This is a genomic window from Micromonospora sp. URMC 103, assembly GCF_051386435.1.
In the GTDB taxonomy this organism is placed as follows: Bacteria; Actinomycetota; Actinomycetes; order Mycobacteriales; family Micromonosporaceae; genus Micromonospora.
Map to the genome: position 1 here is coordinate 1,634,104 of NZ_JBPQTR010000005.1, position 20,132 is coordinate 1,654,235.

General features: G+C 72.2%; 24 protein-coding genes. 15 read left to right on the forward strand and 9 right to left on the reverse strand.

Features of this window, described 5'->3' with window-relative positions:
- Positions 1–282: 282 nt before the first annotated feature.
- Positions 283–699, forward strand: coding sequence for a DUF4259 domain-containing protein (locus tag ACSNOA_RS20570; protein WP_436660589.1), 417 nt, complete (start codon positions 283–285; stop codon positions 697–699).
- A 70-nt stretch (positions 700–769) separates the two neighbouring features.
- On the opposite strand, the gene ACSNOA_RS20575 is transcribed toward ACSNOA_RS20570, so the two are convergent.
- Both ACSNOA_RS20575 and ACSNOA_RS20580 read right to left on the reverse strand, forming a co-directional pair.
- The gene (locus tag ACSNOA_RS20575; protein ID WP_436660590.1) at positions 770–1,432 is read right to left on the reverse strand and encodes a response regulator; all 663 of its coding nucleotides are present in this window, start codon (positions 1,430–1,432) and stop codon (positions 770–772) included.
- Positions 1,429–2,559 (reverse strand): sensor histidine kinase, encoded by a 1,131-nt coding sequence (locus ACSNOA_RS20580; protein WP_436660592.1) that lies wholly within the window; start codon positions 2,557–2,559, stop codon positions 1,429–1,431. Before ACSNOA_RS20580 ends, ACSNOA_RS20575 begins: the two co-directional genes overlap by 4 nt.
- 144 nt (positions 2,560–2,703) lie before the next feature.
- On the opposite strand from ACSNOA_RS20580, the gene ACSNOA_RS20585 reads away from it, so the two are divergent.
- From ACSNOA_RS20585 to ACSNOA_RS20595, 3 genes are read left to right on the forward strand one after another with little or no spacing between them, the layout of a single operon-like run.
- The gene (locus tag ACSNOA_RS20585; RefSeq protein WP_436660594.1) at positions 2,704–3,693 is read left to right on the forward strand and encodes a carboxymuconolactone decarboxylase family protein; all 990 of its coding nucleotides are present in this window, start codon (positions 2,704–2,706) and stop codon (positions 3,691–3,693) included.
- Between the two features lie 9 nt (positions 3,694–3,702).
- On the forward strand, positions 3,703–4,155 hold the full coding sequence (locus tag ACSNOA_RS20590; RefSeq protein ID WP_436660596.1) for a DUF6220 domain-containing protein: 453 nt from the start codon (positions 3,703–3,705) through the stop codon (positions 4,153–4,155).
- Positions 4,152–5,894 carry a multicopper oxidase family protein gene (locus ACSNOA_RS20595; protein ID WP_436660597.1) on the forward strand — a complete coding sequence of 581 codons (1,743 nt, stop codon included), beginning with the start codon at positions 4,152–4,154 and terminating at the stop codon, positions 5,892–5,894. The genes ACSNOA_RS20590 and ACSNOA_RS20595 overlap by 4 nt, the downstream gene beginning before the upstream one ends.
- A gap of 62 nt (positions 5,895–5,956) precedes the next feature.
- On the opposite strand, the gene wrbA is transcribed toward ACSNOA_RS20595, so the two are convergent.
- Positions 5,957–6,562 carry an NAD(P)H:quinone oxidoreductase gene (gene wrbA / locus ACSNOA_RS20600; protein ID WP_436660598.1) on the reverse strand — a complete coding sequence of 202 codons (606 nt, stop codon included), beginning with the start codon at positions 6,560–6,562 and terminating at the stop codon, positions 5,957–5,959.
- A gap of 192 nt (positions 6,563–6,754) precedes the next feature.
- On the opposite strand from wrbA, the gene ACSNOA_RS20605 reads away from it, so the two are divergent.
- Together ACSNOA_RS20605 and ACSNOA_RS20610 are read left to right on the forward strand one after the other, a co-directional pair.
- Entirely contained in the window at positions 6,755–7,297 is a 543-nt protein-coding gene (locus tag ACSNOA_RS20605; protein WP_436660600.1) for a dihydrofolate reductase family protein, read from the forward strand.
- Between the two features lie 235 nt (positions 7,298–7,532).
- Complete coding sequence (locus tag ACSNOA_RS20610) at positions 7,533–7,715, forward strand: GNAT family N-acetyltransferase (RefSeq protein ID WP_436660601.1); 183 nt, start codon at positions 7,533–7,535, stop codon at positions 7,713–7,715.
- 4 nt (positions 7,716–7,719) lie between these two features.
- Here the strand turns inward: ACSNOA_RS20610 and ACSNOA_RS20615 are convergent, their stop codons facing one another.
- Complete coding sequence (locus ACSNOA_RS20615; RefSeq protein WP_436660603.1) at positions 7,720–8,307, reverse strand: GNAT family N-acetyltransferase; 588 nt, start codon at positions 8,305–8,307, stop codon at positions 7,720–7,722.
- A 317-nt stretch (positions 8,308–8,624) separates the two neighbouring features.
- On the opposite strand from ACSNOA_RS20615, the gene ACSNOA_RS20620 reads away from it, so the two are divergent.
- The 3 genes from ACSNOA_RS20620 to ACSNOA_RS20630 all read left to right on the forward strand — a co-directional run bounded on the left by ACSNOA_RS20620 (position 8,625) and on the right by ACSNOA_RS20630 (position 10,296).
- Positions 8,625–9,104, forward strand: coding sequence for a nitroreductase family deazaflavin-dependent oxidoreductase (locus tag ACSNOA_RS20620; RefSeq protein WP_436660606.1), 480 nt, complete (start codon positions 8,625–8,627; stop codon positions 9,102–9,104).
- A gap of 44 nt (positions 9,105–9,148) precedes the next feature.
- The gene (locus ACSNOA_RS20625) at positions 9,149–9,340 is read left to right on the forward strand and encodes a DUF1737 domain-containing protein (RefSeq protein WP_436660607.1); all 192 of its coding nucleotides are present in this window, start codon (positions 9,149–9,151) and stop codon (positions 9,338–9,340) included.
- Positions 9,341–9,426: 86 nt separating this feature from the next.
- Complete coding sequence (locus ACSNOA_RS20630; RefSeq protein WP_436660609.1) at positions 9,427–10,296, forward strand: AraC family transcriptional regulator; 870 nt, start codon at positions 9,427–9,429, stop codon at positions 10,294–10,296.
- Between the two features lie 332 nt (positions 10,297–10,628).
- Here the strand turns inward: ACSNOA_RS20630 and ACSNOA_RS20635 are convergent, their stop codons facing one another.
- Complete coding sequence (locus ACSNOA_RS20635; RefSeq protein ID WP_436660610.1) at positions 10,629–11,096, reverse strand: DIP1984 family protein; 468 nt, start codon at positions 11,094–11,096, stop codon at positions 10,629–10,631.
- Between the two features lie 150 nt (positions 11,097–11,246).
- Between ACSNOA_RS20635 and ACSNOA_RS20640 the strand changes: the two genes are divergently transcribed.
- Both ACSNOA_RS20640 and ACSNOA_RS20645 read left to right on the forward strand, forming a co-directional pair.
- Positions 11,247–11,780: a hypothetical protein gene (locus ACSNOA_RS20640; protein ID WP_436660612.1), complete on the forward strand. Its 534-nt coding sequence runs from the start codon at positions 11,247–11,249 to the stop codon at positions 11,778–11,780.
- Between the two features lie 613 nt (positions 11,781–12,393).
- A protein-coding gene (locus tag ACSNOA_RS20645; protein ID WP_436662391.1) for an IS5 family transposase occupies positions 12,394–13,259 on the forward strand; the annotation gives its coding sequence in 2 pieces (ribosomal slippage) (positions 12,394–12,727 and positions 12,727–13,259; 867 coding nt in all).
- A gap of 15 nt (positions 13,260–13,274) precedes the next feature.
- Here the strand turns inward: ACSNOA_RS20645 and ACSNOA_RS20650 are convergent.
- Positions 13,275–13,622, reverse strand: a complete 348-nt coding sequence (locus ACSNOA_RS20650; RefSeq protein WP_436660614.1) for a hypothetical protein — start codon at positions 13,620–13,622, stop codon at positions 13,275–13,277.
- A 132-nt stretch (positions 13,623–13,754) separates the two neighbouring features.
- On the opposite strand from ACSNOA_RS20650, the gene ACSNOA_RS20655 reads away from it, so the two are divergent.
- The 3 genes from ACSNOA_RS20655 to ACSNOA_RS20665 all read left to right on the forward strand — a co-directional run bounded on the left by ACSNOA_RS20655 (position 13,755) and on the right by ACSNOA_RS20665 (position 16,178).
- Positions 13,755–14,333, forward strand: a complete 579-nt coding sequence (locus ACSNOA_RS20655) for an RNA polymerase sigma factor (protein ID WP_436660615.1) — start codon at positions 13,755–13,757, stop codon at positions 14,331–14,333.
- Positions 14,334–14,340: 7 nt separating this feature from the next.
- The gene (locus ACSNOA_RS20660; protein ID WP_436662392.1) at positions 14,341–15,234 is read left to right on the forward strand and encodes a CU044_5270 family protein; all 894 of its coding nucleotides are present in this window, start codon (positions 14,341–14,343) and stop codon (positions 15,232–15,234) included.
- Positions 15,235–15,458: 224 nt separating this feature from the next.
- Positions 15,459–16,178, forward strand: coding sequence for a VOC family protein (locus ACSNOA_RS20665; RefSeq protein WP_436660617.1), 720 nt, complete (start codon positions 15,459–15,461; stop codon positions 16,176–16,178).
- 12 nt (positions 16,179–16,190) lie between these two features.
- Here the strand turns inward: ACSNOA_RS20665 and ACSNOA_RS20670 are convergent, their stop codons facing one another.
- Positions 16,191–17,543 (reverse strand): NAD(P)/FAD-dependent oxidoreductase, encoded by a 1,353-nt coding sequence (locus tag ACSNOA_RS20670; protein ID WP_436660618.1) that lies wholly within the window; start codon positions 17,541–17,543, stop codon positions 16,191–16,193.
- A gap of 396 nt (positions 17,544–17,939) precedes the next feature.
- On the opposite strand from ACSNOA_RS20670, the gene ACSNOA_RS20675 reads away from it, so the two are divergent.
- Positions 17,940–18,386 carry a hypothetical protein gene (locus ACSNOA_RS20675; protein ID WP_436660620.1) on the forward strand — a complete coding sequence of 149 codons (447 nt, stop codon included), beginning with the start codon at positions 17,940–17,942 and terminating at the stop codon, positions 18,384–18,386.
- Between the two features lie 124 nt (positions 18,387–18,510).
- Here ACSNOA_RS20675 and ACSNOA_RS20680 read toward each other — a convergent pair whose 3' ends face one another.
- Positions 18,511–18,711, reverse strand: a complete 201-nt coding sequence (locus ACSNOA_RS20680) for a DUF5708 family protein (RefSeq protein ID WP_436660622.1) — start codon at positions 18,709–18,711, stop codon at positions 18,511–18,513.
- Between the two features lie 170 nt (positions 18,712–18,881).
- Positions 18,882–19,973: a winged helix DNA-binding domain-containing protein gene (locus ACSNOA_RS20685; RefSeq protein ID WP_436660624.1), complete on the reverse strand. Its 1,092-nt coding sequence runs from the start codon at positions 19,971–19,973 to the stop codon at positions 18,882–18,884.
- Between the last annotated feature and the right edge of the window lie 159 nt (positions 19,974–20,132).

Genomic DNA, 20,132 nt, shown 5'->3' on the forward strand with positions numbered 1-20,132 from the left:
GACGCTACGGTCCCAATCCTTCAGGCCGATGAATGGAATCCGGCGCGCAGACGCACAACGGAAGTGGCGACGCTGTCGGGCGATGAAGCGGGCGGGTCGACAGTCCGACATATCACCGGGCCAGCCGCCGCGGCATGACGTTTCGCCGATGTGGCGGCATCCCGACGTGCCGGACACCGCCGCATCGCCGGCATGGTGAGGATCGGCGGTATGTCACACCGCTCGGTTAGCGTGCCGTGCGACGGCGCAGGGGCCGCCGTCGATGGCACGTGAGGAGATCGTGTGGGCACGTGGGACGTCGGGGCCTTCGACAACGACGAGGCCGCGGACTGGTGCGGAGACCTCGACGAGGCCGCGCCGGGGCAGAGGCCGGCGCTGGTGGAGGCGGCACTCACCGCGGTCCTGGCGGAACCGGGCTACCTGGACAGCGGTCTGGCCGTCGAGGCGATCGCCGCGGCCGCGATCCTCGCCGCCCACCGGCCCGGCGGCCGCCCGATCGATTCCCCGTACGCGCCGGACTTCCTGCTGGCGGGCGAGCGGTTGGCCCTCCCCCGTCGGCTCGACGATCTCGCGCTGCGCGCCCTCGACCGGGTCGTCGGCGACGACTCCGAGTGGCGCGACCTGTGGGAGGAGAGCGACGACTACGACCAGGCGCTCCGGGAGCTCGCGCTCATCCGGTCGGTCCTGACCCCGTCATAGTTCCGGGAGCAGAACAGCTCCTCGCCGGGCAGTTCGACGCCGTGGGCGACCCGCACACGACGACGGACTGTCACCGGCGGCGCGGTGTGAGGAGCCCCGACTCGTACGCCCACACGACCAGTTGGGCGCGGTCACGGCAGTGCAGTTTGGTCATCGCCCGGTTGACGTGTGTCTTGGCGGTCAACGGGCTGATCACCATGCGCTCGGCGATCTCGTCGTTGCTCAACCCGCGGGCCACGAGGTGGACGATCTCCTGTTCGCGGGCGGTCAGCACGTCCCGGCCGGCCATCGGGTCGGCCTGCGGCGGGCCGGCGACGAACTCGCTGATGAGCGTACGGGCGACCGCCGGCGCGAGCAGCGCGTCGCCGCGCGCCACGACGGCGATGGCCTGCAACAGGTCGGCGGGGTCGGCGTCCTTGAGGAGGAATCCGCTCGCGCCCGCGCGGAGCGCGGCGAAGACGTACGAGTCGAGCCCGTAGTTGGTGAGGATGAGGACGCGGACGGCCGCGAGGGCGGGATCGGCGGCGATGCGGCGGGTGGCTTCGATGCCGTCGAGCCCCGGCATCTGCACGTCCATGAGCACGACGTCCGGCCGGAGACGTCGGGACAGGTGGACGGCCGAGGCGCCGTCGGCGGCCTCGCCGACGACATCGAGGTCGTCCTCGGCGTCGAGCAGTGCCCGGAAGCCGGCCCGCATCAGGGCCTGGTCGTCGGCGAGCAGGACCCGGGTCATGCCGGTCCGTGCAGCGGGAACGTCGCGCGTACCGCGAACCCGCCGTCGTCGCGGGCGGCGGCGTCCAGCGTGCCGCCCAGCCCGCTGACCCGCTCCCGCATGCCGCGCAGCCCCACCCCCGGCGTCACCGGCCGGACCGACGACGCCTCGCCGTCGTCGGTCACCGAGACGGTCAGCCGCGTCGGCGCGTACTCGACGTGGATCTGCGCGGTGGCGGCGCCGGCGTGGCGGGTCACGTTGGTGAGGGCCTCCTGGACGACCCGGTAGCCCGCCTGGTCGACCTCGACGGGCACGTCCCGGGGCTGACCGGTGACGGTGAGCTGCACCGGCACGCCCGCTGCCCGGGTCCGCTCCGCGAGTTCGCCCACCCGGGTCAGCCCCACACGGTCGGCGTCGGCGGGTGAGCGCAGGACCTCCAGCGTCCCCCGCAGCTCGCGCATCGCGGCGCCGCTCGCCTCCTGGATGGCCAGCAGCGCGGCCGACGGTTCCTCGCCGTGCTTGCGGGCCAGGTGCACGGCGATCCCGGCCTGCACCTTGATCACGGAGATGGCGTGGGTGAGCGAGTCGTGCAGGTCCCGGGCGATGCGCAGCCGCTCCTCCCCGGCGCGGCGCAACGCCATCTCCTCGCGGGTGCGTTCGGCCTCGACCGCCCGCTGCTCGACCTGCTCCAGGTACGCCCGGCGCTGCCGCGACACCAACCCGGCGACGTTTGCCGCCACGAACCAGCCCAGCAGCAGCGAGGTCCGCTCGGCGATCAGCTGGCCGGGCCGGTCGGCGGGCGCGACCGAGATGTCGCGGGCCAGGAAGCCGCCGAGGAAGACGACGCTGGCCACGGCGGCGGCCGACCGGTAACCCCGCCAGGCGGTGACGTAGACGACGCCGAGGACGGGGAACGCGGCGGACACCCCGGGGTGCACCCGGACGTGGAGAGCCAGCATGGCGGCGGTCACCGCCACCAGCGCCACGACCGGGTGGCGCCGGCACGCCGCGAGGGCCACGGCCATGACGGCGACCAGGGCGACGTCCAGCGCCCGCACCGGGGTGGCGTCCGGCGCCAGCGCGGCGTTGCCGAGCAGGAGGACGCCGAGGGCGAGGCCGCTGAGGACGTACGGCAGATCACGGCGCATGAGCGCACTGTAGAACGACCGCCGTCGAGGGCACATCCCACGAACGCGGTAGCTGACGCGTACTGCGGACGCGGTACCGGCGGTCGGGCAGATGCCTGCGGCGGCACGACGTTTTCCCCACCCGCCCGGACGAGCATCGAGTCCATGACATACCGCTTCTTCACCCCCACGAACGCGAAGGCGGCGACCGGTCTCACCGCGGAGGTGTACCGGCAGTTACGGGAGGACTTCCTCGGCCCGCTGCCCACGTTCCAGGCGCTCTCGCCCGTGCCGGAGTTGCTGGCCGCGACCTGGGCGCTGATACGCGAGGCCCTGCTCGCCGGGGACGCGTCCCGGGTCGACCGCGAGGTGGTCGCGTCGGCGGTGTCGCGGGCCAACCGTTGCCGGTTCTGCGTCGACGCCCACGTGATGCTGTTGCACGCGCTCGGCGAGCACGGGCTGGCCGAGGTCATCGCCCGGGGCGCGACGCCACCGGAGCCGCGCTACGCCGCCCTCGTCGCGTGGGCGGAGGCCAGCCGCACCCCCGAGGCCGCCGACTGGGCAAGCCCGTACGGCCCGGAGGTCACCGGGACGGCGCTCGCCTTCCACTTCGTCAACCGGGGTGTCTCGGCACTACTCGATCCGGATCTGCTGCCCGGCGGCCTGCAACGCTCCCGCGTGGTGCGGTCCGCCGGGGGCCGTCTCTACACGAGGACGGCCCGGGAGCCGAAGGAGCCGGGCCGCAGCCTGTCGCTGGTCGACGTCGGCGCGGCGGCGCCACCGGCGTGGGCCGGGGACAGCCCGGTCGGCGTCGCGTACGCGGCGTTGCGGACCGCCGCCCTGCGGGGCGGCGACCTCCTGGGTGAGATGGCACGCCGGACCGTCACGGCGACCGTGCGCTGGGAGGACGGCCGGCACCCGGCCCGGCCCGCGGAGTGGGCCGCCGACCTGATCCGGGACCTGCCCGGCGCGGATCGCGTCGGGACGCGGATCGCGTTGCTGGCCGCGTTCGCGCCCGGCGCGATCCGCCCCGGCGACGTCGCCCTCTGGCGACTGTCCCATCCGGACGACGCCGACCTCGTGCGGCTGGTCGCGTACGGGGCGATCACGGCCACCGACCACGTCGCACAGACCCTGTCCCCGGCCCACCTCTAGGAGGTCACCATGCGCAAGGCCCTCGTCGTGGTCAGCACCCTGCTGCTCGTCGCGTTCGCCCTCCAGTTCGTCTTCGCCGCCGTGGGCGCCTTCACGAAGCCCGCGGGCGACGGCGCCTACGGGCTGCACAGCGTCAACGGGATGGCCGTCATCCCCGTTCTCACCCTGCTCACCATCCTGCTGGCCGTGCTGGCGAAGGCGCCGGGCCGGCTCGTCGGCCTGACGGTCCTGCCGCTCGGCCTCGTCGTCCTGCAGGCGCTCCTCGCCATGTTCGCGAACGGGCTCACCGACGCCTCGGGCGTCAGCACCCCGTTCGGTCTGACCGTCGCCGCGCTGCACGCGGTCAACGGGATCGTGGCGGTGCACGTGGTGGTCGCCGTCGTGCGGGCCGCGCGGCAGCTGGCCACGCCGGTCCCGGCCGACGTCGCGCAGGTGACGATCCGGGAGGGGGAACCGGCATGACGGTCGGCTCGCTGCTCGCCGCCGACCTGGCCATCGCGGTCCTCACGGCCGCCGGCTGGCTGGGGGCGGGCGCCGCGTCGGCGGCCCGGCGCCGTCGGCTGGCGCTGGCGCTGGCCGCCGTGGGGCTGCTCGCCACGGTGGTTCGCGCGGCCACGATCACGGCGCTCGCCCGCGCCGGCTGGTGGTTCGCCGCGGAGAAGGTCCTCATCGCCGCCCCGCTGTCGTTCGCGGCGGTGGTCGTCGCCGGTTCGCGGCTGCTACGGCCGCCGCGCGACGTGCGGGCCGTCGCGGTCCCGCTCCTCTTCGCGGGGTACGCCGGGAGCGCCGCCCTGCTCGTGACGGTCCTGCACGGCTACCCGGCGTCGGCGGGCGCGGGACTGCTCGCGGTCGCCGGGGTCCTCGCGGCCACCGCGGTCTCGTGGCGCGTCCTCAACGCGCGACCGTCCCGGACCGTGTCCCGGGTGGCCGTCGCGGTGGCGGTCGCCGCGCTGGTGACCGGAACCGGGCTGTTCGCCGCTCCCGGCGCCGCTCCCGCCGTACCCCATGATCATGAATATGCGGAGGCGGCGCGGACCGCGGCCGAACCGACCCGGCGGTTCACCCTCACGGCCGGGACCGCCACGGTGAGCGTGAGCGGCCGTAACGTCGCGGCGTGGGCGTTCAACGGCCAGGTCCCCGGGCCGGAGCTGACCGCCACGGTCGGCGACGTCCTCGAGGTGACGTTGCGCAACCGGGACATCGCGCGGGGCGTCACCCTGCACTGGCACGGCTACGACGTGCCGAACAGCCAGGACGGGGTGCCCGACGTGACGCAGGCTGCGGTGCTGCCCGGGCAGGAGTTCGTCTACCGGTTCCGCGCCGACCAGGCCGGGACGTACTGGTACCACACGCACGCGGTGTCCGACATCGGCGTGCGGCGCGGGCTCTACGGGGTCCTCGTGGTGCGCCCGGCGCCCGTGACCGGCGTCGACGTGACGGTCCCGGTGCACACGCTGGACGGTCTCCCGCTGCCCGCTCCGCGGACGGAGCCCGTCCAGGCGGGGGTGCCCGTGCGGCTGCGGCTGATCAACACCGACAGCACGACGCACCGGTACGCCCTGGCCGGGACGCCGTTCCGGGTCGCCGCGATCGACGGGTACGACCTGCGGGGCCCCACCCCGCTCGTGGACACGGCCGTGCTGATCCCGGCCGGAGGCCGCTACGACCTGGAGTTCCCGGCGCCCGCCACACCGGTGGCGCTGTTCGTCGACGGACGGGCGGTCTACTCGACCGGTCCCGTGTCGGCGGAGACCCGCGGGTGGCCGGCGCTGGATCCCCTCACCTACGGCGCGGGGTCCCCGGCGCCGTGGTCCCGGTTCGACAAGGAGTTCACCCTCGTCCTCGACCGTGGCCTCGACCTGCGCGGGCTGCTGCCGCGGTACGCCCACACGGTCAACGGCGCGGCCGATCCGGACATCCCGCCCCAGGTGGTACGCCGGGGCGACGTCGTGCGGTTCACGATCGTGAACCGGTCACTCGTCGTGCACCCGTGGCACCTGCACGGGCACCACGTCCTGGTGTTGTCGCGCAACGGGAAGCCGGCGAGCGGGAGCCCGCTGTGGTGGGACTCGTTCGACGTACGCCCGGGCGACGTCTGGGAGGTGGCGTTCCGCGCCGACAATCCCGGTGTGTGGGCGAACCACTGCCACAACCTGGCGCACGCCGAGGCCGGGATGCGGCTGCACCTCATGTATTCGTGAGGGGTCGGCGCTCCGGCGCCGCCGAGCCTGGCCGGTGGTGCGGCCAGGCTCGGCGAGGCAGGTCAGCCGTTGAGCTTGCCGGCGAACGTGACGACCCGCTCGGCCATGTGGTCGAGCGCGGCGAACTGGACGTCGCCCAGCGGGGCGTCGTTGCTGCCGCCGGTGACGTGCGAGACCCCGTACGGGTTGCCGTCGGCGAACTTCAGCGGGTCGGTGTAGCCGGGGGGAACGATCAGGCCGCCGAAGTGGTAGATCGTGTTGTAGAGGGCGAGGAGCGTCGACTCCTGGCCGCCGTGAGCGGTCATGGTCGAGGTGAAGCCGGCGTACACCTTGTTGGCCAGCAGGCCCTGGCTCCACTGCGGGCCGAGGGTGTCGAGGAACTGCTTGAGCTGGCTGGAGACGTTGCCGTAGCGGGTCGGGGTGCCGAACAGCACGGCGTCGGCCCAGACGATGTCGTCGGGGCTCGCCTTCGGCTCGTTCTTGGTGGCGTCGAAGTGCTGGCTCCACGCGGCGTTGGAGGCGATGGCCTCCGCCGGGGCGAGCTCCGGAACCTGGCGCAGCCGCACCTCGGCGCCGGCCTTTTCGCCGGCCTCGGCGAGGCGCCGCGCCATGGCGTGGATCGTGCCCGTGGAGGAGTAGTAGATGACGGCGAGCTTGGGCTGGGCCATCGGATGGTCCTCTCAGCGTAGTAGTTGCGAGCGATATATTCGCCGCGTCAACAATCTCAGCCTAGCCGACGATTCGCGGTGCGACACCACCGCCCTGGCCAGCCGCCCGGCGGGACAACGCTTGTCGATCCGCGCCTCGTACGCGTACCGCGGCGGACCTCCGGCGATCGACGCGGGCCCTAGGGTCCCCTCATGACCCTGACCCAGTACTTCGTCGCCATGAGCATCGACGGGTACATCGCCGAACCCGACGAACAGCTCGACTGGCTCTCCCCATTCAGCGGCCTGGAAGGCAAACGGCGGCGCTACGAGCGGTTCTTCGACGAGGTGGGTGCCATCGCGATGGGCGCCCGGTCGTACGAGTTCGTCTGCCGCCAGGACACCCCCTGGCTCTACGCCGACCGACCCACCTGGGTGTTCACGCACCGTGCGCTACGCCGACACCCGGGCGCCGACCTCCGTTTCACGGACGAGGCCGTGACCGACGTTCACCCGCGCCTGGTCGAGGCCGCGAAGGGGAAGAACGTCTGGGTCCTCGGCGGCCCGACGCTCGCCACCCAGTTCGTAGAGGCCGACCTCGTCGACGAGCTGCACATCGGCGTCGCGCCCGTCCTCGTCGGCTCCGGCACGCGACTGCTTCACGCCAAGGCCTACACGCCGTGGGTCCTGGCGGAGACCCACCAGTACGGGTCGTTTCTCGCCCTGCGCTACGTCGCACCTCGACGCGACACCTGAAAACGGCCGTCGATCCGGTCTACGAGGCCGATGTCACCGTCGGAGGTTGTCGCAGGTCACTGTGGGGGCGCGTAGGTAGGGTCGGCCCGTGGAGTCGATCAACAGGCTGCTCGCGGCGCACCGGGCATATTGCGACCCCGCGGACGCGCTCGCCGAGGCCCGCCGCCGACTCGACGGCGTGCCACGGGTCTGCTGAGCCGGCCCGGACAGCGACGCCGGTATCACGCTCTACTACGTGGGCACCCGACCCGAGCATCGTCGACGGGGCGTGGGCGCCGCGATGACGAGGGCGGCAGTCGACCTGGCCCGCGACCGGGGCGTACGAACGGCCGCGCTCACCTCGACGGCGATCGGTGAGCCGGTCTACCGACGCCTGGGCTTCCAGACCGTGGGCACGTTCCGACTCTTCACGTTCTGAGGCGTCACCCGTCGCCGCGGATGCGGGCGTGCAGGTGCATGTCGTGCCGGCCGTCGGAGTGGACGGCGTCGCTGCGTTTGGTGCCCTCCAGACGGAAGCCGGACGCGAGGGCGACCCGGCAGGAGGCGTGGTTGCGGGTCGAGTGGTCCAACTGGAGGCGATGGAAACCCGCCTCGCCGAGCGCCCAGACGCTCAAGGCGCGGAGCGCGCGGGAGGCCACGCCCGCACCGCGCGCGGCGGGGAGCACCCAGTAGGCGCATCCGGCGACGCCGTCGTCGAGGTTCAGGCCACTCAGCGCGATGCGTCCCAGCACCTCACCGCCGTCGCGGGTCACCGCCCAACTCGCGCCCGTCTCCTGCTCCCAGGCCTCGCGGTACCGGGCGAACCACTCGTGGACCTGCTCCTCGGACGCGGGCTGGCGGGTGTGCCAGTGCCGGATCGCGGGGTCCCGGTACGCGGCGAAGAAGACGGGCGCGTCCGGCGACTCCCACGGTCGCAGGAGCAGGTCACCCTCGGCGGGCAGCACCGGTTGGGGCCCGGCCGCGAGGGCGCCGGCGGGGATGGTGGGTGGCGTCGAGAGGGGTGACCGCACTCCCTATCCTCTCCCGGCGCCGAGGACCGGCGTCAACTCCCCAAGCGGAGATCGGATGAATATCGCGTGCCCAGCCAGGATGCCCAGGATCTCCCAGGACTTTGGGATTGACGCGCAAAGACGTCGATGTCAACTGCGATACAGATGTCGGTCGATGCCTAGCGCACGACGGCAAGCTGGAGCGGTAGCGGCCCGCCGCGAGGGCCTGTCCGGCGTGGTCCAGCCGGCATCGACCGGCCGTTCGGCTCTGGTGGTCGGCCCGGGGCGGCGGTTAGCGTCCGGTGCGTACGGTGCCCCCGCACGGGTGGGAGGTCGTCATGCCGGTCGACAACCGCGCGAAGAAGCCGAAGCTGCCACCACGCTGGTTCATCCGGCTCGCCTGGTCGGTGCACCGGGGCATCTACCGGGTCTTCCGCGGCCGGGTCGGCCTGTGGCGACCTCGCGCCGACCGTTGGGGCACCCTGCGGCTGACCACCGTCGGACGCCGCAGCGGGCAGCAACGCGCCGTCATCGTCGCGTACCTGGAGGACGGGCCGAATCTGTTCACGCTGGCGATGAACGGCTGGGGCGAGGGGGAGCCCGCCTGGTGGCTCAACCTGCAGGCGCATCCGGAGGCGACCGTCGACCTCGTCGACGGGCAACGGCTGGTACGCGGTCGCGCCGCGACCGGCGACGAGCGGTCGCGGCTGTGGGCGCGCTGGCGCGAGATCGAGGCGGACCTCGACGCCCACGCGGCGCTGCGGTCGTCCGAGACCGCTCTGGTGGTCCTGGAGCCCCGGCCGGCCCCGGGTAGCTGAACGGGGCCGCCGAGGTAGCTCACCGGTGTCGCTACGGTGGCGACATGACCGACCAACCCCCCGACGGCCTCCCTCGCTACCGGGTCCTGACCGGGCCCGACGACGAAGCGTTCTGCCGTCGCGTCAGCGCGGCCCTCGACCTGGGCTTCCGTCTCCACGGCGGTCCCGCGGTCACGTACAACGGCGAGCGGGTGATCGTCGCGCAGGCCCTCACCTGGCCGGGCGCCGACGAGTGAGCCGCGGCACATGATCGGATCGGACCGCAGCGGTCGGGCGCGGCCGAGGATGCTCAGGCCAGGCTTGACGTCGAAGGGAGGGCTCCGTGATTTCGGCACTCAACCGGCTTGTCGACCTTGTCGAGAAGCACCTCACCGAGGAGTTCGACGTCGGCGGGTTGGCCGCTGCGCTCGGCACGACCGAATACCACCTGCGGCGGATGTTCTCGTCGTTGGCCGGCATGCCGCTGTCGGAGTACGTGCGGCGACGCCGCATGACCGTCGCCGCCGCCGACGTCGTCCGGGGTGAGGACGACCTGCTGAGCATCGCCGTCCGGCACGGATACGGCTCGACCGAGGCGTTCGGGCGCGCGTTCCGGGCCGTCCACGGCGCGAGCCCCGCCGACGTACGGCGCGACGGAGGCCCCCTTCGCACACAACCGCACCTCAGGTTCCACCTGACTGTCGAAGGGAGCATCCCCATGGACACCCGCCTCGTCGACCGCCCCGCGTTCCGGCTCGTCGGCCACGCTGCCCGGGTCCCGCTGATCCACCAGGGCATCAACCCGCACATCCAGCGGCACATCACCGCGCTGCCGCAGGAGGAGCACGCCCGGCTGAAGTCCCTCGGCGACGCCGAGCCCGGAGGGCTGCTGCAGGTCTGCGACGACGTCGAGCCCGACGCCGCGGAGGGCAGCGAACTGACGTACCTGCACGGGGTCGCCCTCACCCGGGACACGCCGGTCCCCGACGACCTCGACGCCATCGAGGTGCCGGCCGGCATGTGGGCGGTCTTCCGCACCAGCGGACCCCACCCGCAGGCCCTGCAGACGGCCTGGGCCGCGACGGCGACCGAGTGGTTCCCCTCCAACCCGTGGCGCTTGCGGCCGGGACCGTCGATCGTCGCGATCCTCGAGCGCGCCGACGACTTCAGTACGGCGACCTGCGAGCTGTGGCTGCCCGTCGAGCCGAGCTGACGGGTCCCGGGAATCCGGACGCAGCACGGATCGGCCCGGCCGCCTTCCTCACCGGTGGGCGGCCGGGCCGGCCCGTTCGCGGGGCGCGAGGCCCTGCCCGCCCGTCGCCGTGTGGAGGTCCCCTGTCCCTCCCTCACCGCCGTGGATCTGCGCTTGGTGGTGTGCCGTTACCTGTGCGCCTTCACTGGTGTGCCGTGCTGGGCATGCGATGTGTGCTGGGGAGTCGAACCCCTGCGCCTGCCCTCGACGCGCCAGGAGGGAACCGGATTTCACCCGCCGGCTCTCGGGTTCGCGCACGCCTCCACGTCGGCTACCTGCTCCACACCCGTCCGTCAGTCCAGCAGGTCGACCTCCCAGTTCGTGCGCTGGACGAGCGTGTCGACCTCGCGGAGCTGACGGGAGAGGTCGTCGGCCTGCCCGCGTAGTTCGGCCACCGGCAGCGCCGGGATCATCTTCAGCTCGGAGCGCAGCTGCCGGAAGCCACGCTGCCCCTCTCCGGCCGCCGCGTCGGCGGCGGATGTGACCAGATGATGCCGCAGCCGCAGGACGTCACGGCGAGCGAGCGCGTCGGTGAGCGTGCCGCCGCCGTCGACGACGGTGGCGGCGTTGGTGCGGTTGATTCGCCGGATGAGCACCTCCAGCTCACCCAGCACCTCCCCCGCCTCCGTGAGGAGGGCCGTCGGGTCTTCGGCCGGCGCCTCGCCCTCCTGGTACCGGGCGCTCGCCGCGACGCGGGCGCGGAGTTGTTCGACGCGGCGCGCCGCGTCCGCGCGCAGCGCAAGGGCCTCGGCAAGCTTCATGCCGCCCAGTATCGTCGACGAAGATCACCGTGGCTTCCCCTTTTCGTCGTACGCGGCGGGTGGAAGCCGACGGTCTGGCCGCGCCTACGCTCTCGGCTGGGATCGCACCAATCGACGTGGGGGGCGGATTTGTTCGAGGCAGCGGGCTGCGTGGCGACGGATGCCGGCATGCAGGTGCTCTGGACTCCCGACCCGTTCACCTCCGTGGTCGACTACGACTCGTGGGAGGAGGCGCTGATCGAGGACGCGGACATCCTTCGGCACGTCGTGGCCGGGCAGCTCGTACCCATCAACCTGGGCGACGCGGCGTTCGAGTTCGTCGTGCGGGTCGGCGACGCCGACCAGAGCGCGGAGCTGACCGAGCGCGAGCGGACGCAACTGCTCGTCACCTCGGATCCGTACCTCATCATCTCCGGCGAGAAGCTCTACCTGACCGGCCTGGAGCACGTGTCGGCGACACCGGACGACCAGGCGCTCCGCGTGACGGCGCCCGCCGGGCGCTACGCGGTGACCGTGAACCTCATCGACTGGGAGAGCGAGCCGGGATCGCAGACGCCGTCGGGAGATCCGGCTCTCCACGCGCTGCCGGACTTCGTCCTGCTGCTGAACCCGGCCGCATCGCCCGAGGCGACCTACCGCCGGAGCCTGCAGACGCTCCCCCCGCCGCCGGAAACGACCGCCTGACCGCGTACGCCGCTGGCGCCTGACCCCGGCCGACGACCGCCCCGCGGTGCCGGGCGGGGACGCCGCGCGGCCGCGAAGCCCAGCAGGTTCACAGCCGCGGCCGGCTCGACCCGACCGGCGGCATCGGCTACTGAGCGTAACCAACGAGCGAATGAGCGACCCACCCGTTCGCGTCTTTTGCTCTGCACCCACATGCGCACCAGGCACAGCCCGTGACCGGTGCAGATAGGGGTGCAGAGCAAAGGACGAGAGGCGGGTATGTCGGCCTTGACCGGCCTCGGCAGAGACCCGCTGGTCAGCGGCCGCGAGCCAGGGTGACCCGGCGTCGACGGCGATCCTGACAACGGAGAGTAAGTTTCCCTCTCGCGGGGCCTAGTCTCACTGTGAGCGACCGTTCGCCGCACCCCCGACGACGAAGGGCACGGCCAGACGGCCGCGCCCTTCGTGATCCTCGACCGGCAGGAGCCACGCCGCGCTGTTCCTCACAGGAGGCACCGCGATGAAGTGGCGCGCAAGACGGCGGCCCTTGCGGTCCTCGCCATAATCCGCAGGACTGCGCCTAGGGCGTGTCCTGCCGATCTTGTAGTGGTTGATCGTTGACGATGTGCCGGTGGTGCGTCGTGGCGAGTTGACCGATGAGGCGTGGGCGGTGATCGCACCGCTGCTGCCGGAGCCGGGTGGTGCCCGGGGGCGGTGGCGGGATCACCGTCAAGTCATCAACGGGATCCTGTGGAAGCTGCGTACGGGTGCGCCGTGGCGTGACCTGCCGGAACGCTTCGGGCCGTGGAAGACCTGCCACGAGCGGCTGCGACGGTGGACTGCCGACGGCACGTGGGATCGGATCCTCGCCGCGGCGCAGGTGCATGACGACGGCACACCGGTGCAGTGGACGATCAGCATCGACTCGTCGATCGTGCGGGCGCACCAGCATGCCGCTGGCGCCCGCAAAAAGGGGGCTCCCCGACAAGTCCGGCGACGCCTGGTGCGCAAGATGGCGAGGCCATCGGCCGATCCCGCGGCGGGCTGAGCACGAAGATCCACCTCGCCGTCGACGGACGGGGTCGGCCGTTGTCGATCCTGCTCACTCCAGGTCAGGCCGGCGACAACCCTCAACTCCTGGCGCTGCTGGACGCGATCCGCGTCAACGAGCCGGGACCCGGCCGGCCCCGCAAGCGTCCCGACGTGCTGATCGCGGACAAGGGATACGCCCACGACTCCACCCGCCGAGCCCTGCGCCAACGCGGCATCCGGCACGTCATCCCCGAACGGTCCGACCAGGTCGCCCGCCGTGCCGTCAAGGGCAGCACCGGAGGGCGACCACCAGCCTTCGACAAGGCGACCTACCGCAAGCGCAACGTCGTGGAACGCTGCTTCAACCGACTCAAGCAATGGCGCGACCTGGCCACCCGCTACGCCAAACGCGCATCCCTATACCGGTCCAGCCTGGTCCTCATCGCCACTGTCATCTGGCTTCCATGATCGGCAGGACAGGCCCTAGTCCGGCGTCCGGTAGCGACGCATCTCATCCGGGGAACGTCTCCGGCGTTTCGCCTCGTCGACAAGGTCCTCGGCGTACCTCCTCGCCCGTTCCCTCCCCTGCCGTCGCAGCCGGCGCTCCACGACGGGGCAGACGACCAGGAACACCGCTTCGCCGCACACGACACCGAGCATGGTGGACGCTCGCGTGTGGGCGGCGCCGAGTGGGCCGGCGAGGTAGATCGCGCCGAAGGCCGCGAGGGCGGCGCCGGCCCCCAGGCAGAAGGTGCGAAAGGAGACGTACGCCAGCCAGACGAGGCACACGACGCCGAGGATCACGATCGTGGCCACAAGTCCCTGCTCCATCGGTCTCCCCACCGGGCGAAGCTCCGCCGTGAACCTTCCGCGGCCGTCCTGCTGATAACAGCGTGGACCCTCTCTGCGCCCCACGAAAGGCCGCGTATGAATCGGACAGGTCAAGGCAGGATCCTCGACGAGATGGAGGACGACGCGACCGTCATCGGGAAGTCGGCCCAGGAGCCGGAGGAGTTCGCCGCCATCTTCGATCGGCACGCTTCCCATATTCACCGGTACCTGGCCCGCCGCCTGGGCCGGGAAGCCGCCGACGACCTGGTGGCGGAAACGTTCCTCACCGCGTTCCGCAAACGGCGGCAGTACGACCCGCGGCGGCGCGACGCCAGGCCCTGGTTGTACGGGATAGCCACCAACCTCGTCGGCCAGCACCGGCGGGACGAGCTGCGCGAGTACCGCCTTCGGCAGGTTCTCGTCGCGGAGCGGGACGAGGCCTCCCCCGCTGATCAGGTCGCCGCCGACGTGACGGCCCAGGCCCTTCACCGGTTGCTGACCGAGGCCCTGGCCGCGTTGTCGCCCGGCGACCGGGACGTGCTGCTCCTGATCGCCTGGGAAGGGCTCACCTACGAGGAGGTGGCCACGGCACTCGGCATTCCCGTCGGCACCGTTCGTTCCCGGCTGAACCGAGCCCGCAGGAAGGTCCGCGAAACGCTGGGTGAAACCGATCCCAGCACGACGATCGAGGAGAGCCCCAGCAATGGATGACATGCGAATGGTCCGCGAGCTGAATGGAGAGACGCCTCTCCCGTCAGCCGACGAACTGGCACCGGCCCGCGCTCGGCTCCTCGCAGCCATGAACTCCGCGCACTCCGGGGAGGAGCGAGGCGTGGTACGACGTCACCGGCCGGCGCGACGTGTCGTGTTGGCGAGCTGGGCGGCTGCCGGCCTCGCCGCTGCGGTCGCCGCCGTGCTCGTCCTCGCCCCCGACCGGATCGGTGGCCAGGTTCCCGCCGCCAGTGCGGACGCCGCCCAGGTGCTGCACAACGCGGCGGCCGCGGCGCTCCGACTGCCGGATGTCGAGCCACGCCCGAACCAGTTCGTCTACACGAAGAGCCGGTCCGCCGGAATGACGCGAGAGATCTGGCTGTCGGTCGACGGCACTCGCGACGGGCAGTTGCAGGAGACGCCCGCCGAGGAGTGGGGCACCACCCCGCTTCCGGGTTGCCGTGGGGGGCGGGCCGTCGTGGTGAAGGGGAACCAGGTAGTTCCGCGGCAGACGGAGCCGTGTACGCCGACGCCCGCGTACCTGCCCGATCTGCCGACCGACGCCGACGCGATGCTCGACTACCTCAAGCAGAACCTCGGCGGTGAGCCGGGCGATCCGAACGCGATGGGGAAGACCGTCCACGACCTGATCGCGGAGAAGTATCTCCGTCCCCCGGCGCGGGCCGCGCTGTTCCAGGCGGCGGTCAAGATTCCCGGGCTCAGGGCCGTGCCGGACGTGAAGGACGGCGCGGGGAGGCCGGGCATCGGTATCAACTGGTCGTCGGAGGGCAAGGACGGGGTGCTCGTCTTCGACCGGGACACCTACGCCTTCCTCGGCACGGCCGACACCTCGGCCACCCTGGAGGTCGCCGTCGTGGACGAGGCGGGCCAGCGGCCCTGACCGCCTCCTCCGGCGCGGCGAACCGGGCTTCCCACCCGCGGTGTCGGCTCGGCCCCGGCAGAGGCGCCGGAACATCCGGCGCGGGGCCGAGCCGGCAGCCGCGGTCGCCCCGGTCCGGGGGCGTCCGGGCTGTCGTCCTCCGGGGTCAACCCTTCGGACGGCCTCCGCCGATGGTCGGCCACTTCCATGTGCGGGCGCCCATCGACGGCCGCTACGAAGGACCCATGGCCAACGAGGTGACCGTTCCCCTGCTGCCCTGCGCGTCCATCGACGACATCGTCGCCTTCTACGAGGTGCTCGGCTTCCGGACGACGTACCGGCAGCGCAGGCCCAACCCGTACGTGGCGTTGCAGCGGGAGGACCTGCAGCTGCACTTCTTCGCGATGCCCGGGTTCGATCCGGAGCAGTCGTACGGCTCCTGCCTGGTGCTGACACCGGACATCGGCGAGCTGCACCGGGCGTTCGCAGCGGGCATGCGGGCCGCGTACGGCAAGGTGCTGGTTTCCGGGACGCCGCGGATGACGCGACCGCGGGCCCGCAGGAACGGCGGCGGTTCGAGCGGGTTCAGCATCGTCGACCCGGGCGGCAACTGGATCCGCGTCGTCCACGCCGCGGCTGCCGGGCCGGCGCCCGAACCGACGCCGTCCGGGCCGTTGGCCAAGGCCCTGGCGAACGCCGTGGTGCAGGGCGATTCCCGGGGCGACCACCGGCAGGCCGCCCGGATCCTCGACAGCGCGTTGGCTCGGCTCCGCCCCGACGACGACGCGGTGGCGCTGGTCGAGGTGCTCGCCTATCGCGCCGAGGTGGCGATGGCGCTGCACGAGCCGCAGATCGCCGCCGAGATGTTGACGCGCATCGACCGCGTCGTGCTCAGCACGGACGAGACCGTGCGGGCCTCGGCCGCGATCCAGGGCGCGGCCGACATCGCGGCAGCACTCGCCTAGCTCTCGGGCTCGCTACCCCCTCGACCAGCGCAGCACGCCACCGGTGGCCGGGCGGGGTGTGCCGCCGGCCGTGAACGCGGCCCGGGGCTGCTGCACCGACTGCAACGAGATGATGTCGCGGCCGAACACGGCGGCGCTGAGCCAGACCAGCAGGACGCGGATCTTGCGTTCCCAGGTCGGCACCGCGAGCACGTGGTAGCCCCGGTGCATCAACCAGGCCGGGAAGCCCTTGATGACCAGGCGGCGGTACTGGAACACCCCGCGACCGAGACCGAGGGTCGCCACCACGCCGAGGCTGTGGTGCACGTACTGCTTGACGCGACGCCCGCGCATGTCGGCGACGAGGTTCGCGGCGAGCAGCTTTCCCTGTCGTACGGCGTGTTGCGCGTTCGGCACCGTGAGTGCGCCCGGCACCCCGGAGGCGAGGTCGGGGATCGCGGCGTTGTCGCCCGCGCCCCAGGCGTCGGGTACCGCGGCTTCCGCCGTGCCGACCCGCAGATCCGCCCGCACCAGCAGCCGGCCCCGCTCGTCGACCGGCAGGTCGGTCTGCCTCGCGACGACGGGGTTGGCGCCGTTGCCCGCGGTCCAGATCAGCAGTTCGGTGTCGAACTCCTCGCCGGTCGAGAGGACGATGTGCCCGTTCTCGGCCGACACGAGCTGCGTGTGGAGGTGGACGTGGGCGCCGCGCTCCTCGAGGTGGCGCACCACCCAGCGACCGACGTCGTCGGTGACCTCGGGAAGGATGCGACCCAGCGCCTCGACGAGGTGGAAGTTGAGGTCGGCGAAGGTGAGTTCGGGGTACCGCTTGAGCAGCGCCGTCGCGAGCGAGAGCAGTTCGCCGAAGCCCTCGACGCCGGTGAACCCGCCGCCGACGACGGTCACGGTGAGCAGCCGGGTGCGCTCGGGGCCCGGCGGGAGGGCCGAGGCACGCTCGAACGCGGTGAGGAGACGGTCCCGGATGGCGACGGCCTCCTCGACGTGCTTGAGGCCGATCGCGCCTTCCGTGACCCCGGGGATAGGGAAGGTGCGTGTCACGGCACCGGCCGTGACCACGATGGTGTCGTACTCGAGCTGGCGGTCCGGGCCGTCCAGCGGCCGGATGGTGGCCGTCCGGTGGGCGTGGTCGATTTCGGTCACGCTCGCGGGGATGACGGTGGTCCTGCGCAGGTGGCCGCGCAGCGAGACGGCGACGTGGCGCGCCTCGACCGAGCCGGCGGAGACCTCGGGCAGGAACGGCTGATACGTCATGTACGGCCGAGGGTCGACGAGGGTGACCTCGGCCTCGTGGCGACGGAGCTTCTTCTCCAACCGCCAGGCGGTGTAGAAACCGGCGTAACCGCCCCCGACGATCAGGATCCTGCGCATGGCAACCTCCAACCAACCGCTACTCGGTACAACCAGGTGAGGTCGGGCTTTGTGCCACGCGCGGCGCGATGGTGATCGGACACACTCCCGGTGATCGAGGGGTGCGTTCTGCCACGTGCGTTCGCATCTCCGGCTACCCCTTTGGGCGATTTGCCGAGATCCGGCCGGTGCTGGGGCGACCCGATGGGTAGGACCGACAGTGATGGCACAGCGGTTCATACCCTCTTCGCGCCCGCACCCGACCTCGAGCGGCCGACTCGTCGTCGGCGCCGTGCGGTCCACCCGCCACGGGTCCGTCGAGCCGGCCCCTTCTCCGGCGGACACGACGGGCGTCGCAGGCAGCGTCGTGCCCACCGCGGGGCAGGACGCACGAAAGACCGCAGACGAGGCCCTCTGGTGACGACGCTGATCCGGATCGCCCTGGCCATCCTCTTCCTCGACGAACTCCTCGTCGGGTTCTGGAACCAGGCCTTCCCGAGGAGCTTCTACGACAACTTCCCCACCGTGACCCTCAACCCGCCGTTCAGCGAGCACTACGCGCGCGACTTCGGCGGAGCCACCCTCGGCCTCGCCGTGGTCCTCGGCATCGCCCTCGCCGTGCCGCGCGCCGCATTCACCATTCCGGCGGCCGCCGCGTTCTCGACCTTCGCCATACCGCACTTCTTCTTCCACCTGACGCACCTCGACCACGCCACCGTCGGCGAGGCCGTGTTCCTCACGACCGGCAACGCCGTCGTCGCCCTACTCGGCCTTCTCGTCATCGTTCTCACGCTTGTCCGCGACACCGGGCAGCGCCGACGGCGCGGCGCCGAACCGCCGCAGAACGGAACCGCCGGCGGATGATCGACCGATAGCAGCGCGACCGGGCGACACGAGGTCGGCGGCACCACCCGGACGACGGCCAGTGGGACAAGTGATGGGGCACGAGGACCCGGGCGGGCTGCTCAGGGAGCTTCGGGCGGCCGTCCTAGCCGCGCGTCGCGTCGCGGCCGCGAACGCTCGTGTAGGCGCCGTACAGGGTCTCCGCACCGCCGATGATCATCAGGACCACGCCGAGCTTGGACGGCGTGAGGACGAGGACGTGCTCGTCCGAGCCGAACAGCCAGAGCGCCAGGCCGGCCACGAAGGTGATCGAACCGGTCAGCAGCCTCTTACGGGCAGGGGCCATGAGAAACCTCCTGGATGAGGGGACGCAGGCGCACTCGATCGGAAAGGACGCTAGTCAGGCCCTCGCCCTGAGGCGTCCTGCCGGCTGAGGAGATCGCGCTACATCCTTCGCCCTACTCCCCCGTGCTCCGGGCCGAAACGGCGCGGTTGCCGAGGGGGCCCGGGCGGTCGTCAGGCGGTGAATTCGACCCCGGCCAGGGAGGCCGCCCGGTGTGCGGCGAGGCGTTCGGCCTGCTCGCCGATGGCGGTACGCGCGGCGGCGGACAGCTTCTGCCACGGTCGGACGGTGACCGTCATGGTCCTGCCGGACTTGCGGGGGCGCCAGGCGCCGACCAGTTGCCCGTTTACCAGGACCGCGCCGGGGCGACCCAGCACCGGCCACAACTCCTTGGCGTGGGCCGCGTCGGGCACCAGGGTCGCCCGGTCCCGGGCCTGGAGGAAGAGGTCGAACGGGCCGAGCAGGCGGGTCGCCTTGGCCTCGGCGGATTCCAGCGCCGGCGCGTCCGCGGCTAGGAGCCAACGGAACTCGCCGGCGACCCTCACCTCGACGGCGTCGTCGGGCCAGCGCGCCTTCACGTCCTTGACCGGGGCGTCGAGGTAGTCGGCCACGTGTTTGGGGGTGGCCGGGCCGAGGAGCCGGAGGTACGCGCGGACGAGGTCGAACGCGTCACCCGGGGCGCCGGCCTTCGTGAACCCCGGGATGCGCTCCAGGACCGGCGGCGACGTGTCGAGTCGCAACTCCAGGCCGGCCCGAACGGCGGCCAGCCGGAACGGCATCTCGTAGAGGTGGGTGGCGTCGCAGGGCCGGCAGAACCGTAGATAGGGCTGCGGCATCACCTCGGCCAGACGGCCGGAGACGTCGCCCTTGACCGTCGGCTCGGTGACGATGGCGCGCATGCGCGCGGCCACCTCGTCGAGGGCGGCCAGGTTGCCGATGCCGGCAGCCTTCAGCGGCCGGGCGGCGTCGTAGATGCGCTTGCCCGCGTCCGCGTCGGAGAACGGCTCGACGGCGGCCGCCACCCGGCCCACGTCGGCCCGGCGGTAGAGGTGGGGAGCGCCCCGCACGGTCCACAGCAGGACCAGGTGCTCGGCGGACAACGCCGCCACGTCGACCCCGCGCGCGGCGAGCGCCCACCGGCCGCCGTCCGGGCCGGTGTCCTGCACCCCGATGTCGAGCACGGCGGTGTCGTCGAGCGTGCCCTCGGCCCGGTCGAGTTGCTGGGCCCGAGCGCGGAAGTGTGTCACCTGGCGCGGATCGACCATCCCGACACCCTAGACAGCACCCCCGACATTGCCCACGAGCCTTGTCGACGGCGTGGCGGCTTGAGACGAGGCGAGACGCCGGTGTGGCACGGTGGACGGGCGGCTGCCCACCGCGCCGTTCGGTCATGACGCTGCCGGACCGTAGAAGCGGCGAGCGCC

What these genes read in the sequence shown, in the direction of transcription:
- ACSNOA_RS20575 (WP_436660590.1), bottom strand. Translation starts at nt 1,432, where the DNA reads ATGACCCGGGTCCTGCTCGCCGACGACCAGGCCCTGATGCGGGCCGGC.
- ACSNOA_RS20580 (WP_436660592.1), bottom strand. Translation starts at nt 2,559, where the DNA reads ATGCGCCGTGATCTGCCGTACGTCCTCAGCGGCCTCGCCCTCGGCGTC.
- ACSNOA_RS20585 (WP_436660594.1), top strand. Translation starts at nt 2,704, where the DNA reads ATGACATACCGCTTCTTCACCCCCACGAACGCGAAGGCGGCGACCGGT.
- ACSNOA_RS20590 (WP_436660596.1), top strand. Translation starts at nt 3,703, where the DNA reads ATGCGCAAGGCCCTCGTCGTGGTCAGCACCCTGCTGCTCGTCGCGTTC.
- ACSNOA_RS20595 (WP_436660597.1), top strand. Translation starts at nt 4,152, where the DNA reads ATGACGGTCGGCTCGCTGCTCGCCGCCGACCTGGCCATCGCGGTCCTC.
- wrbA (WP_436660598.1), bottom strand. Translation starts at nt 6,562, where the DNA reads ATGGCCCAGCCCAAGCTCGCCGTCATCTACTACTCCTCCACGGGCACG.
- ACSNOA_RS20605 (WP_436660600.1), top strand. Translation starts at nt 6,755, where the DNA reads ATGACCCTGACCCAGTACTTCGTCGCCATGAGCATCGACGGGTACATC.
- ACSNOA_RS20620 (WP_436660606.1), top strand. Translation starts at nt 8,625, where the DNA reads ATGCCGGTCGACAACCGCGCGAAGAAGCCGAAGCTGCCACCACGCTGG.
- ACSNOA_RS20625 (WP_436660607.1), top strand. Translation starts at nt 9,149, where the DNA reads ATGACCGACCAACCCCCCGACGGCCTCCCTCGCTACCGGGTCCTGACC.
- ACSNOA_RS20635 (WP_436660610.1), bottom strand. Translation starts at nt 11,096, where the DNA reads ATGAAGCTTGCCGAGGCCCTTGCGCTGCGCGCGGACGCGGCGCGCCGC.
- ACSNOA_RS20650 (WP_436660614.1), bottom strand. Translation starts at nt 13,622, where the DNA reads ATGGAGCAGGGACTTGTGGCCACGATCGTGATCCTCGGCGTCGTGTGC.
- ACSNOA_RS20655 (WP_436660615.1), top strand. Translation starts at nt 13,755, where the DNA reads ATGGAGGACGACGCGACCGTCATCGGGAAGTCGGCCCAGGAGCCGGAG.
- ACSNOA_RS20660 (WP_436662392.1), top strand. Translation starts at nt 14,341, where the DNA reads ATGGTCCGCGAGCTGAATGGAGAGACGCCTCTCCCGTCAGCCGACGAA.
- ACSNOA_RS20665 (WP_436660617.1), top strand. Translation starts at nt 15,459, where the DNA reads ATGGCCAACGAGGTGACCGTTCCCCTGCTGCCCTGCGCGTCCATCGAC.
- ACSNOA_RS20670 (WP_436660618.1), bottom strand. Translation starts at nt 17,543, where the DNA reads ATGCGCAGGATCCTGATCGTCGGGGGCGGTTACGCCGGTTTCTACACC.
- ACSNOA_RS20680 (WP_436660622.1), bottom strand. Translation starts at nt 18,711, where the DNA reads ATGGCCCCTGCCCGTAAGAGGCTGCTGACCGGTTCGATCACCTTCGTG.
- ACSNOA_RS20685 (WP_436660624.1), bottom strand. Translation starts at nt 19,973, where the DNA reads ATGGTCGATCCGCGCCAGGTGACACACTTCCGCGCTCGGGCCCAGCAA.